Annotated in this window: 17 protein-coding genes; 8 read left to right on the top strand and 9 right to left on the bottom strand. The window is 67.9% G+C overall.

Annotation, left to right across the window (positions count from 1 at the left end; genetic code table 11):
* Window positions 1-152: 152 nt before the first annotated feature.
* Window positions 153-1,439, bottom strand: a complete 1,287-nt coding sequence (gene aceA / locus AC5Y5E_RS11690; RefSeq protein WP_499903136.1) for an isocitrate lyase — start codon at window positions 1,437-1,439, stop codon at window positions 153-155.
* Window positions 1,440-1,724: 285 nt separating this feature from the next.
* Window positions 1,725-2,519: an acyl-ACP thioesterase domain-containing protein gene (locus AC5Y5E_RS11685; RefSeq protein ID WP_499903135.1), complete on the bottom strand. Its 795-nt coding sequence runs from the start codon at window positions 2,517-2,519 to the stop codon at window positions 1,725-1,727.
* 155 nt (window positions 2,520-2,674) lie between these two features.
* Between AC5Y5E_RS11685 and ramB the strand changes: the two genes are divergently transcribed.
* Together ramB and AC5Y5E_RS11675 are read left to right on the top strand one after the other, a co-directional pair.
* Entirely contained in the window at window positions 2,675-4,090 is a 1,416-nt protein-coding gene (gene ramB, locus AC5Y5E_RS11680) for an acetate metabolism transcriptional regulator RamB (protein ID WP_499903134.1), read from the top strand.
* Window positions 4,087-4,644, top strand: coding sequence for a carboxymuconolactone decarboxylase family protein (locus AC5Y5E_RS11675; RefSeq protein WP_499903133.1), 558 nt, complete (start codon window positions 4,087-4,089; stop codon window positions 4,642-4,644). Before ramB ends, AC5Y5E_RS11675 begins: the two co-directional genes overlap by 4 nt.
* Here the strand turns inward: AC5Y5E_RS11675 and AC5Y5E_RS11670 are convergent.
* The 6 genes from AC5Y5E_RS11670 to adh are packed head-to-tail and all read right to left on the bottom strand — an operon-like array spanning window position 4,641 to window position 9,122.
* On the bottom strand, window positions 4,641-4,916 hold the full coding sequence (locus AC5Y5E_RS11670; RefSeq protein WP_499903132.1) for a hypothetical protein: 276 nt from the start codon (window positions 4,914-4,916) through the stop codon (window positions 4,641-4,643). The genes AC5Y5E_RS11675 and AC5Y5E_RS11670 overlap by 4 nt on opposite strands.
* 8 nt (window positions 4,917-4,924) lie before the next feature.
* The gene (gene lpdA, locus AC5Y5E_RS11665) at window positions 4,925-6,328 is read right to left on the bottom strand and encodes a dihydrolipoyl dehydrogenase (RefSeq protein WP_499903131.1); all 1,404 of its coding nucleotides are present in this window, start codon (window positions 6,326-6,328) and stop codon (window positions 4,925-4,927) included.
* An 18-nt stretch (window positions 6,329-6,346) separates the two neighbouring features.
* Window positions 6,347-6,862: a hypothetical protein gene (locus AC5Y5E_RS11660; RefSeq protein WP_499903130.1), complete on the bottom strand. Its 516-nt coding sequence runs from the start codon at window positions 6,860-6,862 to the stop codon at window positions 6,347-6,349.
* Window positions 6,855-7,133, bottom strand: coding sequence for a putative holin (locus tag AC5Y5E_RS11655; protein WP_499903129.1), 279 nt, complete (start codon window positions 7,131-7,133; stop codon window positions 6,855-6,857). The genes AC5Y5E_RS11660 and AC5Y5E_RS11655 overlap by 8 nt, the downstream gene beginning before the upstream one ends.
* 19 nt (window positions 7,134-7,152) lie before the next feature.
* On the bottom strand, window positions 7,153-7,599 hold the full coding sequence (locus AC5Y5E_RS11650; RefSeq protein ID WP_499903128.1) for a DUF779 domain-containing protein: 447 nt from the start codon (window positions 7,597-7,599) through the stop codon (window positions 7,153-7,155).
* Window positions 7,599-9,122: an aldehyde dehydrogenase gene (gene adh, locus AC5Y5E_RS11645; RefSeq protein WP_499903127.1), complete on the bottom strand. Its 1,524-nt coding sequence runs from the start codon at window positions 9,120-9,122 to the stop codon at window positions 7,599-7,601. Before adh ends, AC5Y5E_RS11650 begins: the two co-directional genes overlap by 1 nt.
* A gap of 57 nt (window positions 9,123-9,179) precedes the next feature.
* On the opposite strand from adh, the gene AC5Y5E_RS11640 reads away from it, so the two are divergent.
* Both AC5Y5E_RS11640 and AC5Y5E_RS11635 read left to right on the top strand, forming a co-directional pair.
* Window positions 9,180-11,216, top strand: coding sequence for a prolyl oligopeptidase family serine peptidase (locus AC5Y5E_RS11640; protein ID WP_499903126.1), 2,037 nt, complete (start codon window positions 9,180-9,182; stop codon window positions 11,214-11,216).
* Window positions 11,217-11,243: 27 nt separating this feature from the next.
* The gene (locus AC5Y5E_RS11635; RefSeq protein WP_499878862.1) at window positions 11,244-11,486 is read left to right on the top strand and encodes a hypothetical protein; all 243 of its coding nucleotides are present in this window, start codon (window positions 11,244-11,246) and stop codon (window positions 11,484-11,486) included.
* On the opposite strand, the gene AC5Y5E_RS11630 is transcribed toward AC5Y5E_RS11635, so the two are convergent.
* Entirely contained in the window at window positions 11,483-12,727 is a 1,245-nt protein-coding gene (locus AC5Y5E_RS11630; RefSeq protein ID WP_499903294.1) for a hypothetical protein, read from the bottom strand. The two genes, AC5Y5E_RS11635 and AC5Y5E_RS11630, sit on opposite strands and share 4 nt — an antisense overlap.
* A gap of 157 nt (window positions 12,728-12,884) precedes the next feature.
* Here AC5Y5E_RS11630 and AC5Y5E_RS11625 point away from each other — a divergent pair, with 157 nt between their 5' ends.
* The 4 genes from AC5Y5E_RS11625 (at window position 12,885) to AC5Y5E_RS11610 (ending at window position 15,162) form a co-directional block, all read left to right on the top strand.
* On the top strand, window positions 12,885-13,196 hold the full coding sequence (locus AC5Y5E_RS11625; RefSeq protein ID WP_499903125.1) for a hypothetical protein: 312 nt from the start codon (window positions 12,885-12,887) through the stop codon (window positions 13,194-13,196).
* A gap of 7 nt (window positions 13,197-13,203) precedes the next feature.
* Complete coding sequence (locus AC5Y5E_RS11620) at window positions 13,204-14,112, top strand: crotonase/enoyl-CoA hydratase family protein (protein WP_499903124.1); 909 nt, start codon at window positions 13,204-13,206, stop codon at window positions 14,110-14,112.
* A 66-nt stretch (window positions 14,113-14,178) separates the two neighbouring features.
* Entirely contained in the window at window positions 14,179-14,637 is a 459-nt protein-coding gene (locus tag AC5Y5E_RS11615; RefSeq protein ID WP_068181455.1) for a DUF5078 domain-containing protein, read from the top strand.
* Window positions 14,638-14,808: 171 nt separating this feature from the next.
* Window positions 14,809-15,162: a hypothetical protein gene (locus tag AC5Y5E_RS11610; RefSeq protein WP_499903123.1), complete on the top strand. Its 354-nt coding sequence runs from the start codon at window positions 14,809-14,811 to the stop codon at window positions 15,160-15,162.

Here is a 15,162-nt window from a genome sequence, read left to right as displayed (position 1 = left end):
TTGTCTCTCTCCCGAGTCGTATTGTCATGCACCGCAATAGGCCCCGCCCAGCGTGGCCGGGCGGGGCCTATGCTACTTCAGCCGCGAGCAGACGCAGACTCGCATGATCTCAATCGCAAACGTGCGATTCTGCGTCTGGTCGGCAGACTAACTCAGTGGAACTGGCCCTCTTCGGTCGAGCCGGTCAGCGCCGTGGTCGACGAGGTGGGGTCCACCGTGGTCGCGATCCGGTCGAAGTAACCGGCACCGACCTCGCGCTGGTGCTTGGTGGCGGTGTAGCCACGCTCCTCGGCGGCGAACTCGCGCTCCTGCAGCTCCACGTAGGCGCTCATCTGGTTGCGGGCGTAGCCGTAGGCCAGATCGAACATCGAGTAGTTCAGCGCGTGGAAGCCGGCCAGCGTGATGAACTGGAACTTGAATCCCATTGCGGCAAGCTCCTTCTGGAACTTCGCGATGGTGCCGTCGTCCAGGTGCTTGCGCCAGTTGAACGAGGGCGAGCAGTTGTACGCCAGCATCTGGTCGGGGAACTCCGACTTCACCGACTCGGAGAACTTGCGCGCCAGCTCGAGGTCCGGGGTGCCGGTCTCCATCCAGATCAGGTCGGCGAACGGGGCGTAGGCCTTCGCCCGCGCGATGCAGGGCTCGATGCCGTTCTTGGTCCGGTAGAAACCCTCGCGGGTGCGCTCGCCCGTGATGAACGGCTGGTCGCGCTCGTCGACGTCGGACGTGATGAGCGTCGCCGCCTCGGCGTCGGTCCGGGCGATCACCACGGTCGGAACGTCGCAGACGTCGGCGGCCAGCCGGGCCGAGGTGAGCGTGCGGATGTGCTGCTGGGTCGGGATCAGCACCTTGCCGCCCAGGTGACCGCACTTCTTCTCCGAGGCCAGCTGGTCCTCCCAGTGCGAACCCGCGACACCGGCGGCGATCATGGCCTTCTGCAGCTCGAAGACGTTGAGCGCGCCGCCGAAGCCGGCCTCGCCGTCCGCCACGATCGGCGCCAGCCAGTTCTCCACCGACCGGTCGCCCTCGACCTTGGCGATCTGGTCGGCGCGCAGCAGCGCGTTGTTGATCCGGCGGACCACCTGCGGCACCGAGTTGGCCGGGTACAGGCTCTGGTCGGGGTAGGTGTGGCCGGACAGGTTGGCGTCACCGGCGACCTGCCACCCGGACAGGTAGATGGCCTTCAGGCCGGCGCGCACCTGCTGTACGGCCTGGTTGCCGGTCAGCGCACCCAGGGCGTTGACCCACTCCAGGTCGTGCAGCTCTTCCCACAACACCTCCGCGCCGCGGCGGGCCAGGGTGTTCTCCTCGACGACGCTGCCTTGCAGCGCGACGACGTCCTCGGCGGTGTAGGTGCGCGTGACGCCCTTCCACCGGGGGTTCGTGTCCCAGTCGTGCTGGATCTGCTCGGCGCTCTTGGGGGTGCCAACGACAGACATTGGGCTTACTCCTTAAACGGTCATCATTGCTGAGTTAACGCTGAACGGTCCACGCCAACCGGCTTGCGACGGTAGCTATGGCTCAACTTCACTGGCGTGCTAACTCGAAGATGGCACACCTCGTTCCTGCAGGTCCACCCGTTTCATTTGCGAATTTCCGCCACAAGATCGCGCGAGTTTGCAAACCTTGCGAAGATGAACGCTAACTGAACCGTTACAGAAACTACCGGTCGGTAACCGAATTTCAGCAGGTCAGAAAGGGAAATGACGGGACCGGAGGTACCGCTACAAAGCGAAGATCGCGGCGACGGCTTTCGTCTCGTCTCCGACGGCGTATGTGAGCGTTGTAACAGCGCGATCGGCCAGGTTGGGACCGAATTGATCGGTCGAGCCCGCCGGGTGGACGTGCGAGATGATCTCCAGCTTGTCGCCCAGCGCGACCGGCGCCTCGTGCTCGATCGTGGTGCGCAACGGCCACCGCAGCAGCTCGGGGTGCGACGCCAGGTAGTCCTCGACGACGCTCCAGTACACCGAGTTGTTCATGTGGTCGAACAGGTCGATGTCGGTCACCCGGACCGGGAACTCGTGGATCTCGGTCGCGTCGTCGCGGCTGCCGGGCTTGAGGTAGCCCTTCCACTTGAGGCGATTCACGGAGGTGGTCTTGTGCAGGCCCGCCAGGAAGTCGTCGGCGATGCGCGACGGCATCTGGGTCTCCCGGTTGATGTTGATCCAGAACGCCTCGGATTCGATCAGGCCACCCTTGCGTCCGTCGATGCGGACCCGCATCTCGCACCAGCGGTTCGAGGTTCCCGAACACCAGCGCCGGCACCGCAGCATGTCCTGGAACTCGATCGGGCGGATCAGGTCGACCATGGTGCGCCGGACGATCCACAGCGGATGGGTCTCCTCGAAGCCCATCTCGCGCAGCTGGTCCTGGCCGATGTCCTGGATGTGGCGGGCGGCCGCGTCCAGCCGCAGCCGGCCGGTGCGGTCGATGTCGCCGACCCGCAGCGGCCACTCGCGACCGAACACGTCGGGATGGCCGTCGGGAACCGGCATCAGCTCTTTGTCCAGGCTCACGGCTTCCCTCCCTCCAGATCGCTAACCCAGGTTAGCCCCCATACCCGACGCGAATAATGCCAAATCGCAACTCGCGAACACCAATCATGACCCGAAGGCGCCACGGTGCCAACTCTGCGAACCAGGCCTTCGCAGCGCCGGGTACGCTTCGTTAGGTGGCCAAAACTTTCGTCGGCTCCCGCGTTCGGCAACTGCGCAACGAGCGCGGGTTTTCCCAGGCCGCGCTGGCCCAGATGCTGGAGATCTCGCCCAGCTACCTCAACCAGATCGAGCACGACGTACGCCCGCTGACGGTGGCCGTGCTGCTGCGGATCACCGAGGTGTTCGGGGTGGACGCGACCTTCTTCGCCTCGCAGGACGACACCCGGCTGGTCGCCGAGCTGCGCGAGGTGACCATGGACCGCGACCTGGACATCGACGTCGACCCGACCGAAGTCGCCGAGATGGTCAGCGCCCATCCCGGGCTGGCCCGCGCGGTGGTCAACCTGCACCGGCGCTACCGGATCACCACCGCGCAGCTGGCCGCCGCCACCGAGGAGCGGTACTCCGACGGCAGCGGCAGCGGGTCGATCACCATGCCCCACGAAGAGGTGCGCGACTACTTCTACCAACGCCAGAACTACCTGCACGAGCTGGACACCGCCGCCGAGGACCTCACCATCAAGATGCGGTTGCACCACGGCGACCTGGCCCGCGAGCTGACGCGCCGGCTCACCGAGATGCACGGGGTGCACATCGTCAGGCGCATCGATCTCGGCGACACCGTCCTGCACCGCTTCGACCCCGGCACCAAGACGCTGGAGATCAGCAATCACCTCTCCCCGGGTCAGCAGGTGTTCAAGTTGGCCGCCGAATTGGCCTACCTGGAGTTCGGTGACCTGATCGACAGCCTGGTCGCCGAGGGCAAGTTCACCAGCGAGGAGTCGCACACCCTGCTGCGGCTGGGGCTGGCCAATTACTTCGCGGCGGCCGCGGTGCTGCCCTACCGCCAATTCCACGACGTCGCAGAGAATTTCCGCTACGACGTCGAGCGGCTGTCGTCGTTCTACTCGGCCAGTTACGAGACCATCGCGCACCGGCTTTCGACGCTGCAACGGCCGACGATGCGGGGCGTGCCGTTCTCGTTCGTCCGGGTGGACCGCGCCGGCAACATGTCAAAACGGCAGTCGGCCACCGGATTTCACTTCTCCTCCAGCGGCGGGACGTGCCCGCTGTGGAATGTCTACGAAACCTTCGCCAACCCCGGCAAGATCCTGGTGCAGATCGCCCAGATGCCCGACGGGCGCAACTACATGTGGGTGGCTCGCACCGTGGAGCGCCGCGCAGCGCGGTATGGTCAGCCCGGTAAGACCTTCGCGATCGGGCTGGGCTGCGAGCTCCGCCACGCGCACCGGCTCGCCTACTCGGAAGGACTCGACTTGTCGGGTGATATCGCCACACCGATCGGCGCGGGCTGCCGGGTCTGCGAGCGCGACAACTGCCCGCAGCGGGCGTTCCCGGCGTTGGGCCGCGCGCTGGATCTGGACGAGCACCGCAGCACCGTGTCGCCGTACCTGGTGAAGCAGCCGTGACCGCGCCGACAGGCCGGATCCCGTCGGGCCGGTTCCGCGAGCTGGGGCCCATCAACTGGGTGATGGCCAAGGCGGCCGCGCGCCGGATGAGGGTGCCGGAGATGCACCTGTTCACCACCCTGGGACAGCGCCGCGCGCTGTTCTGGACCTGGTCGATGTACAGCGGCCGCCTGCTGCGGGGCCGGCTGCCGGCGATCGACACCGAGTTGGTGATCCTGCGGGTCGCGCACGTGCGTGGCTGCGAATACGAGCTGCAGCACCACCGCGGGATGGCCCGCCATCAGGGCCTGGACGACGACCTGCAGGCCGCCATCTTCGCCTGGCCCGAGAAGCTGGACCGGGTCGAGGCGCGCCTGACGGTGCGGCAGCAGGCGCTGCTGGCGGCCACCGACGAGTTCGTCAAGGATCGCACGGTCACCGAGGACACCTGGCGGCAGCTGGCGACCCACCTGGATCGGCGCCAGCTCATCGAATTCTGCTTGCTGGCAAGCCAATACGACGGCCTGGCCGCGACGATGTCGGCGCTGGCCATCCCGTTGGACAAGCCCAGCTAGAAGTACACGTCGGCCAGCACCGCCAGCGTCAGCGCCAGCGGCGCGACCGGCAGGCCGAAGCCGAACCCCGACCACGCGTATTTCCCGCGGCGGCGTTGCACGAGTCCCCACAGCACGGCGCCGACGGCGAGCGCGGCCGAGCCGAGCAGCACCGTCGGGGCCCACTGGCCCACCGCCGCGTTGTCGTCGGCTATCGAAAAGGCCACCAACCACAGGACATAGCCCGCGGCGACGCCGCCGATGACGCCAATCACGGTGTCGCTGCGGATCATTGGCAAGCTCAGAAGTTGATCATGTGGCCGGTCAAGCCGTGGAAGCATTCCTGCAGCGCCTCCGACATGGTCGGGTGGGTGTGCACGTTGCGGGCCAGCTCGGTGGCGGTGAGGTCCCACTTCTGGGCCAGTGTCAGCTCGGGCAGCAACTCGGACACGTCGTGGCCGATCAGGTGCCCGCCCAGCAGCTCGCCGTACTTGCTGTCGGCGACCAGCTTGACGAAGCCGCTGGGGTCGCCCACCCCGTGCGCCTTGGCGTTGGCGGTGAACGGGAACTTGGCGACCACGACGTCGTAGCCTTCGTCGCGGGCCTGCTCCTCGGTGAGCCCGAAGCTCGCGACGTTGGGCTGGCAGAAGGTCGCGCGCGGCAGCATGCGGTAGTCGCCGAGGGCCAAAGTCTCGGCGCCGGCGATGGTTTCGGCCGCAACCACGCCCATGGCCTCGGCGACGTGGGCAAGCATCAGCTTGCCGGTCACGTCGCCGATGGCGTAGATGTGGTCGACGTTGGTGCGCATGTAGTCGGTGATGCCGATCGCCTTGCGGTCGGTCAGCGCGACGCCGGCCGCCTCCAGGCCGTAGCCCTCGACGTTGGGCGCGAAACCGATGGCCTGCAACACCTTTTCGGCCTTGAGGTCCTCGGACTTGCCGTCCTTGCTGACGGTGACGGTGACCACCGAGCCGTCGTCGTTGATGGTCTCCACCTTCGTTCCGGTCAAGACCTTGACGCCCAGCTTCTTGAACTGCTTCTCGATCTCCTTGGACACCTCGGCGTCCTCGTTGGGCAGCGCGCGGGGCAGGAACTCGACGATGGTGACGTCGACGCCGTAGTTCTTCAGCACGTAGCCGAACTCCATGCCGATGGCCCCCGCGCCGGCGATGACGATCGACTGCGGCAGCTCCCGCGTCAGGATCAGTTCCTCGTAGGTGACCACGTTTTCCGACAGCGACGTTCCCGGGACCAGCCGGGTGCTGCTGCCGGTGGCGATGATGACGTTGTCGAACGTGACCGTCACCGGATTTTCAGCGCCGCCCTCATTCAATTCGACGGACAGCGTGTGCGCGTCGGTGAACCGGCCGTACCCGTGGATCTCGGTGATCTTGTTCTTCTTCATCAGGAAGTGCACGCCGGCGACGCGGCCCTCGGCCACCTTGCGGCTGCGGTCGAAGGCAACGCCGTAGTCGAAGGTCGCCTCGCCGCCGATGCCGAAGGTCTGGGCCTCCTTGGTGAAGATGTGCGCGAGTTCGGCGTTGCGCAGCAACGCCTTGGACGGGATGCAGCCGACGTTGAGGCAGACTCCGCCCCAGTACTTCGGCTCGATGATCGCGGTGTTCAAGCCGAGCTGCGCGGCGCGAATGGCCGCGACATATCCGCCGGGACCGGCCCCGAGGACGACGACGTCATAGTGGGTCACGAGCCCTACCCTAATGGGCTAGTACGGGATGACGCCGATCAGGCAGTGGCCGGTGTGGGCGCAGTAGTAGTAGCCGTACAGGGGCGCCGCGGCGGCGACCGAGGCGAACGGCCCCGACATCACCGCGAGCGACAGCGCGGAGACCAGCGGCCTGCCCTCCGCCATCGCAAGCAGCACGCCGCCCACCGCGCAGGCCACGACGAACACCAGGACCGTGAACACCGCGGGCGTCTTGTCGATCGAGTGATACCACCAATAGAAGAGCCCGAGCCCGCCCACGCCCGCCATGATCCACCCGCCGAAAAGCACCAGAACCAGGTGCCACCACCGCAGGTACTGGTAGCGGCCGGGCACGGTGACCGGTTGCACCGGCAGGCCGCCGCCGTCGGCCACGGCATCCTCCTCGGCGGCCTCCTCCTTGACGTCCGGGGCGGGCTCGGCCTCCTCGGCCGGCCGCGGACCGGTCGCATCGTCATCGTCGTCGGAGAAGTCCGGCACCCACGATTGCGTGCCGGTGTCCTCGTCGTCAGCCACCGGAGGTCACCCGCAGCGCGACGAGCACGCCGAACCAGCCCGGCCCGAGCGACAGGATGAACGCGCCGAGCGCGGTGACCCAGCGGCGCCCCGAGAACAGGACCGTCAGCAGGCCGAGCCCGGCGGGAGTCCCGAGCACCAGTGCGATGACGACGTCGGGCCGGATCCTCGCGTGGACCGACACGGTGAGCGCGACCCCGGCCAGCACGCCGACCGCGCAGCCCATCAGCATGGCGCCGGCCAACAGCCGGGGGCGCGGGAGGGGGATCACGCTGACGAGGGTAGCGCCGTCATCCGGCGTCGACGGCCACCACGCGCCCGCGCGCCGCCGGGCGCTCGCCGCGCTCGTAGGCGGCGCCCGTGATGACGGGTTCGGCCGCCAGCTCGGCCTGCTCTTCGTCGGTGAAGACGCGACCGCGGGACAGGAACCGCACGCCCTCGGGCGCCTCCAGGCTGAACCCGCCGCCGCGCCCGGGGACGACGTCGATGACCAGCTGGGTGTGCTTCCAGGTCTGGTACTGCGGGCCGGAGATCCACACCGGCACGCCGTCCCCGACGTCGAGCACGCCGAGCAACACATCGCGGTCGCCGACCAGGAAATCCCCGCACGGGTAGCACATCGGCGACGACCCGTCGCAGCAGCCGCCGGACTGGTGGAACATCACCGGGCCGTGCCGCTCCTGCAGGCGCGCCAGCAGGTCCGCGGCCCCGGCGGTGATCACGGCACCAGCGACCATCAGAAGAATCCCTGCGCCTTCTCGGAGTAGGACACCAGCATGTTCTTGGTCTGCTGGTAGTGGTCGAGCATCATCTTGTGGTTCTCCCGGCCGATGCCGGACTGCTTGTACCCGCCGAACGCGGCGTGCGCCGGGTAGGCGTGGTAGCAGTTGACCCACACGCGGCCGGCCTGGATGTCGCGTCCGGCCCGGTAGGCGGTGTTGCCGTCGCGGCTCCACACGCCGGCGCCCAGGCCGTAGAGGGTGTCGTTGGCGATCGAGATCGCGTCGTCGTAGTCGGTGAACGACGTCACCGCCACCACCGGCCCGAAGATCTCCTCCTGGAAGATCCGCATCTTGTTGTTGCCGCCGAAGATCGTCGGCTGCATGTAGTAGCCGCCGGCCAGGTCGCCGCCCAGCTCGGCACGCTCGCCACCGCAAATGACCTGCGCGCCTTCGTTTTTGCCGATTTCGATGTAGGACAGGATCTTTTCCATCTGGTCGTTGGACGCCTGCGAGCCCAGCATCGTCTCGCTGTCCAGCGGGTCGCCCTGCCGGACCGCCTTGGTGCGGATCGCGGCCAGCTCGAGGAACTCGTCGTAGATGTCGGCCTGGATCAGGCTGCGCGACGGGCAGGTGCACACCTCGCCCTGGTTGAGGGCGAACATGGTGAAGCCCTCCAGCGCCTTGTCGCAGAAGTCGTCGCCCTTGGCCATCACGTCGGAGAAGAAAATGTTGGGGCTCTTGCCGCCGAGCTCCAGCGTGACCGGGATCAGGTTCTGCGAGGCGTACTGCATGATCAGCCGCCCGGTGGTGGTTTCGCCGGTGAACGCGACCTTGGCGATCCGGTTGCTCGACGCCAGCGGCTTGCCCGCCTCGGCGCCGAAGCCGTTGACGACGTTGAGCACGCCGGCCGGTAACAGGTCACCGATCAGCGACATCAGGTAGAGCACCGAAACCGGCGTCTGCTCCGCGGGTTTGAGCACCACCGCGTTGCCGGCGGCCAGCGCCGGCGCCATCTTCCACGCGGCCATCAGGATGGGGAAGTTCCACGGAATGATCTGTCCCACCACCCCGAGCGGCTCGTGGAAGTGGTAGGCGACGGTGTCCTCGTCGATCTGCGACAGCGAACCCTCCTGCGCGCGCAGGGCCGCCGCGAAATACCGGAAATGGTCGGCCGCCAGCGGGATGTCGGCGGCCAGCGCCTCGCGGACCGGTTTGCCGTTGTCCCAGACTTCGGCCACCGCCAGCGCGGCGGTGTTCTCCTCGATCCGGTCGGCGATCTTGTTCAGGATCGCCGCCCGCTCGGCGGGCGCGGTCTTGCCCCACGCCGGGGCCGCCGCGTGCGCGGCGTCCAGCGCCTTGTCGATGTCGGCCTCGTCGGAGCGGGCGACCTCGCAGAAGGTCTGGCCGGTCACCGGCGTCGGGTTTTCGAAATAGCGGCCGCCCGCGGGGGCGACCCACTGGCCCCCGATGAAGTTCTCGTACCGGCTTTCGTACGACATCAACGCTCCGGCGGCGCCCGGACGTGCGAAAACAGTCATCTGCCCGCTCCTCGTTCGACCCTGTGTAACACACCTCACACTACCGCCGGGGACAGAATGGCTGCCATGACGAGCTCCCAAGACCCCTACCTCTGGCTTGAGGACGTGACCGGCGACGACGCGCTGGCCTGGGTACGCGCGCGCAACGAGCCCACCCTGGCCGAGTTCCGCGACGAGCGGTTCGAGCGGATGCGGGCCGAGGCCCTCGAGGTGCTCGACACGGATGCCCGCATCCCGTATGTGGTCCGCCGCGGCGAACACCTCTACAACTTCTGGCGCGACGCCGCCAACCCGCGGGGGCTGTGGCGCCGCACCACGCTGGACAGCTACCGCACCGCTTCGCCGGAGTGGGACGTGCTCATCGACGTCGACGAACTGGGCCGGGCCGACGACACGAAATGGGTGTGGGCGGGCGCCGGTGTCATCGAACCCGACCACACCCGGGCGCTGGTCGGCCTGTCCCGCGGCGGCTCGGACGCGTCGGTCGTGCGCGAATTCGACATGCTCACACGCGAATTCGTCCCCGACGGGTTCGAACTGCCCGAGGCCAAGTCGCAGGTCGCCTGGGCCGACATCGACACCGTGCTGGTCGGCACCGACTTCGGTGCCGACTCGCTCACCGAGTCCGGCTACCCGCGCGTGATCAAGCGATGGCGGCGCGGCACGCCGCTGGCCGAGGCACAGACCGTCTTCGAGGGCGCCCGCTCCGACGTCCGGGTCTCGGCCTCGGTGGATCGGACGCCGGGCTTCGAGCGCACCTTCCTGGGCCGGGCGCTCGACTTCTGGAACGAGGAGGTCTACGAGCTGCGCGGCCCGGAGCTGATCCGCATCGACGCGCCCACCGACGCGGGCCTGTCGATGCACCGCGAGTGGATCCTGATCGAGCTGCGCACGGATTGGTACATCGGCGACGCGACATACCCCGCGGGTTCGCTGCTGGCGGCCGACTACGACGAATTCCTCGCGGGCACAGCGGAATTGCACGTTATCTTCGAGCCCGACGAGCACACCGCCCTGAACCACTACGCGTGGACGAAGGACCGCCTGCTGATGGTCACGCTGGCCGACGTGGCCAGCCGGGTGGAGATCGTCACCCCAGGTGACTGGCGTCGCGAGCCGGTCGCGGGCATCCCGGCGGCGACCAACACCGTCGTCGTCGCGGCCGACGACAAGGGCGACGAGTTCTTCCTCGATTCCAGCGGGTTCCTCGCGCCGTCGCGCCTGATGCGGGGCACCGGCGAGGGGCCGCTCGACCCGATCAAATCGGCCCCGGCCTTCTTCGACGCCGAAAACCTGTCCGTGTCACAGCATTTCGTCGCCTCGGAGGACGGCACCTCGATCCCGTACTTCGTCGTGCGGCGCAGCGATGCCGACGGCCCCGGTCCCACGCTGCTGAGCGGGTACGGCGGATTCGAGACCGCCAACACGCCGGCCTACAGCGGCGTGCTGGGCCGGCTGTGGCTGGCCCGCGGCGGCAGCTACGTGTTGGCCAACATCCGCGGCGGCGGGGAGTACGGGCCCGGCTGGCACACCCAGGCGATGCGCGAGAACCGGCACAAGGTCGCCGAGGACTTCGCCGCGGTGGCAACCGATTTGGTGGACCGCGGCGTCACGACCGTCGCGCAGCTGGGCGCCCGGGGCGGCAGCAACGGCGGGCTGCTGATGGGCATCATGCTGACCCAATACCTGGAGCGGTTCGGCGCGCTGGTCTGCGACGTGCCGCTGCTGGACATGAAGCGCTACCACCTGCTGCTGGCCGGGGCGTCGTGGATGGCCGAATACGGCGATCCGGACAACCCCGAGGACTGGGCGTTCATCTCCGAATACTCCCCGTACCAGAACATTTCGCAGGCCCGCGACTACCCGCCGGTGCTGATGACCACGTCCACCCGCGACGATCGGGTGCACCCGGGCCACGCCCGCAAGATGACGGCCGCCCTGCAGGCCGCGGGCCACCCGGTCTGGTACTACGAGAACATCGAGGGCGGGCATGCCGGCGCCGCCGACAACGAACAGGTCGCGTTCAAGTCGGCGCTCAGCTTCTCCTTCCTGTGGCGCACGCTGTCGGCCGGACTAAGATCTAAGGTGATCTAACTGATTTTGTCGAGGAAGGCGTGCATCATGCGAGCACTGAGGTTCATCGGCGTGGCGACGTTGACGGCCGTCGCTCCCATCGCGATCCTCCTGGGAAGTGGCCCGGCGCACGCCGATACCGACCTTGGGAAGCCATGCGCGCCGGAGGGCGCGAAAGTGTGGGGCAATCCCGGCCCGATCTACTGCGAGCGCCAGGCTGACGGGCAAACGCAATGGGTGTCCATTCCCGTCTCGGCGATGTGCGTGGCGTTCTGCGTCAACCACCCCTAGATCTGATCGTCGCGCCGGTTCCGGCGACCGATCAGCCAGGCGACAACGACGACCGCCATCGCGAGGCCCCCGTACCTCAGCGCGGACGGCCACCAGGCTTCGGCGTGCTGGGCGGGCGCCTTGAGAGCGGCCAGCGCCACCAGGTAGCTGCCGTTGTCGGTCGGCCCGGCGCCCGGTAGCGACTGGGTCCTGGTCACCCTGATCTGGGCCGGGCTGCTGGGATCGTTCACCTGACCCCAGGCCAGGGTCGAGTCGTCGAGCAGGAAGCTGTCCTGGCTGCCCGCGGGCTGGCCGGCGTCGTGGCCCAGCACCACCACTTGGCCGACCGCCACGGTCTGGTTGGCCGCGACGACATCGGCGGCGACGTCTTGGTACACCTCCGGGGGCGCCGGCGGCGTGTAGTTCGGCGGCGGCGGGCCGCTCGACCCCGCCGGCGGTATCCAGGCCCCGCCGTAGAAGCTGCCCGACACGACATGGCTGTAGCCGACCGCGGTGAACGGGACCACGCCGGTCGTGGCGGCGTCGAGCACGATACGGCCCCCGGCCGGCACGAACGCCTCCCGATAGGCGCCGTCGTAGAAGTAGCGGAAGGTCATCGCCTCGCTGAGCGGGTTGAACAGGGCCGGGCGGTGGTCGTCGTCGTAGTCGACGTAGTCCCAATGCCGGGGGCGCACCAACTCCCGGTTGTCGGCCTTGATCAGGTCGACGTTGCCGCTGTGGGCGTCGACCACGTTCTGCACCTGGCGATTGAAGTCGTACACCTGGCTCGGCGGCTCCAGGGGGCTGGCGGGGTTGATCCGCGTCGCCGGTGCGGCCTTGGCGTCCGTGACCGCGTTCGGCGGCGCGTCCAGGCCCTTCGGCGGCGCCACCACCGAGGCGTTGCCCGCCGCGCCGGGTGGCAGTTTCGGGGTCTGCACCGCAACCGTGGTGGGGGTCGAGGGGCTCGGCGGAACGGCGCGGGGCGGTTGCACCGGCGGCGCGGGTTCCACCGGAAGCGGCTCCGGCGTCCACACCGGCACCCTGCTCGGGGACGGCTGGGCGGGCCGGGCCGGCGCGGCGTCGTAGCACACGTTCGCGGTGTGGTACTCCTCCACGTACGCCAGGCAGTTCTGGCAGGACGCGGGGTTTGACCCGTCGCCGGCGCACGGAGCCGCGTGTGCCACACCGGGTGTGGTGGCCGCCACGGTCAACGGCGCCAGCGCCAACGCGACGGCCGCCGCCGCCGCGATCACCTTGCCCATTGCTCCCTGGCCGATCAACCTGGGCAGCCGGTTACGTTCGAACGCCGCCCCGCCCACTGGCAGACCTTCCCACCCCCACCTGGTTGGACATGCTAGCGGCCCCGGCTGTGGGGGCCGGTTCGGGGCGGCGCGCCTCGGCCGGCCATAGGATCGTCGCGTGGCGGCCACCGAACGCATCGAACTCACCCTGCTGGCGACCGGTTTGATATTCATCGCGGTGGGGGCCGCGCAGGCGCGCTACCGATTCATCAAGGAACGCCGACCGGGCCGGCGGTTCTACTGGGCGACCTCGATCATCGGCATCGTCTCGTTCGCCGCCGGGGTGGGCCAAATCTGGCCGAACGCCGTCGTCGTCGCGGCCATTTTTTCCGCGATCGTCGCCTTCTCGGCCTACCTGACGACGCCGTACCTGAAGATCGGCGGGCGAATTTATGCCTCGTCGCCGGAGAACCGCCAGCCCGACCCCTAAGGAAGCCATGCCCGATTTCGAAACCCTGCTGTACCGCACGGCCGGCCCGGTCGCCACCATCACGCTGAACCGCCCCGAGCACCTCAACACGATCGTCCCGCCCATGCCCGACGAGATCGAGGCGGCCATCGGGCTGGCCGAACGCGACCACGAGATCAAGGTCATCGTGCTGCGCGGCGCGGGCCGAGCCTTCTCCGGCGGCTACGACTTCGGCGGCGGCTTCCAGCACTGGGGCGACGCGATGATGACCGACGGCCAGTGGGACCCGGGCAAGGACTTCGCGATGGTCACCGCGCGCGAGACCGGGCCGACGCAGAAGTTCATGGCCATCTGGCGCGCATCCAAACCGGTGATCGCGCAGGTGCACGGCTGGTGCGTCGGCGGGGCCAGCGACTACGCGTTGTGTGCCGACATCGTGATCGCCAGCGACGACGCGGTGATCGGCACCCCGTACAGCCGGATGTGGGGCGCGTATCTGACCGGCATGTGGCTCTACCGGCTGAGCCTGGCCAAGGCCAAGTGGCACTCGCTGACCGGCAGGCCGCTGACCGGCGTCCAGGCCGCCGAGGTCGAGCTGATCAACGAGGCGGTGCCGTTCGAGCGGCTCGAGGCGCGCGTCGCCGAGATCGCCGCCGAGCTGGCGCGAATCCCGTTGTCGCAGTTGCGGGCGCAGAAGCTGGTCGTCAACCAGGCCTACGAGAACATGGGCCTGGCCTCCACGCAGATGCTGGGCGGCATCCTCGACGGCCTGATGCGCAACACCCCCGACGCGCTCGACTTCATCAACACCGCCCAGACCCAGGGCGTGCGCGCCGCGGTCGAGCGCCGCGACGGCCCGTTCGGCGATTACAGCCAGGCCCCGCCGGAGCTGCGGCCGGATCCTCGCCACGTCATAGTGCCTGATCGCGATGGATAGTGAGATGGACTACGAATATGCCCCGGGGCCCCCACCGCGGCCGGAGAAAGTGCTACCGTAACGACTATGTCTCGGCTGAGTTCCGGCCTGCGCGCAGGCGTTGTCTTTGTTGCTTTCCTGGTAGCCATGAGCATTGCGGCTGCGACCTTCCCGAAGACGGCCGCGGCCGATTCCACGGAAGACTTCCCGGTCCCACGCCGGCAGATCGAGACCACCTGCGACGCCGAGCAGTACCTGGCGGCCGTCCGGGACACCAGCCCGGTTTACTACCAGCGGTACATGATCGACTTCAACAACCACGCCAACCTTCAGCAGGCGACGATCGATAAGGCGCACTGGTTTTACTCGCTGTCGCCGGCGGACCGCAGGACTTATTCCGAAAACTTCTACAACGGCGATCCGCTGACCTTCGCCTGGGTCAATCACATGAAGATCTTCTTCAACAACAAGGGCGTCGTCGCCAAGGCCACCGACGTGTGCAACCAGTACCCGCCCGGCGACATGTCGGTATGGAACTGGTCCTAGATCCACTCTGGCCTTTATTCACGCGCCGGTTTAAACTCGGCGACTGTCGGGAATCGTTTATTTCCCCGCTTTTGGGGACAAATCAATAGTTCTTGACTGGTATTCCGCGCAATTGGGGACACCGGTTCGCTCGACCACCTTTTACAGGATTGACATCATGCGCATGCCGGGATGCTGCGACCCCTCGGGGACGCGATGAGCGCGGTAGACCCCCAGTCGGACGCGCTGGCGACGCTGGACTGGCAGGAGATCACCTGCCAGGCCGAGGGCGGCTGCACCAACCGCGCAACGCACATCGTGTACCGGCACGCCGTGGACCAATGCAACCGGCCGAACCTCGACCCGTCCGGCAACGTCGTCGAGATCCTGTGCATCGGTTGCCTGCGCCGGCTCAAGACTCAGGTGCTGGCGCAGGTCGACCGGATCAACCGCTGCCCGGGCGGCTACTGCCTGACGTGCGGGGCGCCGGTGCACAAGCTCTCCGACGTCATGCGCAAGATGGTGCAGCTGCGCACCTACGCCTGA

The organism is Mycobacterium sp. NGS54 (assembly GCF_059812465.1).
Note: the sequence above shows the minus strand (reverse complement) of the source record. Positions and strands in the feature narration are given on the sequence as shown.

What these genes read in the sequence shown, in the direction of transcription:
- aceA (WP_499903136.1), bottom strand. Translation starts at nt 1,439, where the DNA reads ATGTCTGTCGTTGGCACCCCCAAGAGCGCCGAGCAGATCCAGCACGAC.
- AC5Y5E_RS11670 (WP_499903132.1), bottom strand. Translation starts at nt 4,916, where the DNA reads ATGATCCGCAGCGACACCGTGATTGGCGTCATCGGCGGCGTCGCCGCG.
- AC5Y5E_RS11650 (WP_499903128.1), bottom strand. Translation starts at nt 7,599, where the DNA reads ATGGTCGCTGGTGCCGTGATCACCGCCGGGGCCGCGGACCTGCTGGCG.
- adh (WP_499903127.1), bottom strand. Translation starts at nt 9,122, where the DNA reads ATGACTGTTTTCGCACGTCCGGGCGCCGCCGGAGCGTTGATGTCGTAC.
- AC5Y5E_RS11640 (WP_499903126.1), top strand. Translation starts at nt 9,180, where the DNA reads ATGGCTGCCATGACGAGCTCCCAAGACCCCTACCTCTGGCTTGAGGAC.
- AC5Y5E_RS11635 (WP_499878862.1), top strand. Translation starts at nt 11,244, where the DNA reads ATGCGAGCACTGAGGTTCATCGGCGTGGCGACGTTGACGGCCGTCGCT.
- AC5Y5E_RS11630 (WP_499903294.1), bottom strand. Translation starts at nt 12,727, where the DNA reads ATGGGCAAGGTGATCGCGGCGGCGGCGGCCGTCGCGTTGGCGCTGGCG.
- AC5Y5E_RS11620 (WP_499903124.1), top strand. Translation starts at nt 13,204, where the DNA reads ATGCCCGATTTCGAAACCCTGCTGTACCGCACGGCCGGCCCGGTCGCC.
- AC5Y5E_RS11615 (WP_068181455.1), top strand. Translation starts at nt 14,179, where the DNA reads ATGTCTCGGCTGAGTTCCGGCCTGCGCGCAGGCGTTGTCTTTGTTGCT.
- AC5Y5E_RS11610 (WP_499903123.1), top strand. Translation starts at nt 14,809, where the DNA reads ATGCTGCGACCCCTCGGGGACGCGATGAGCGCGGTAGACCCCCAGTCG.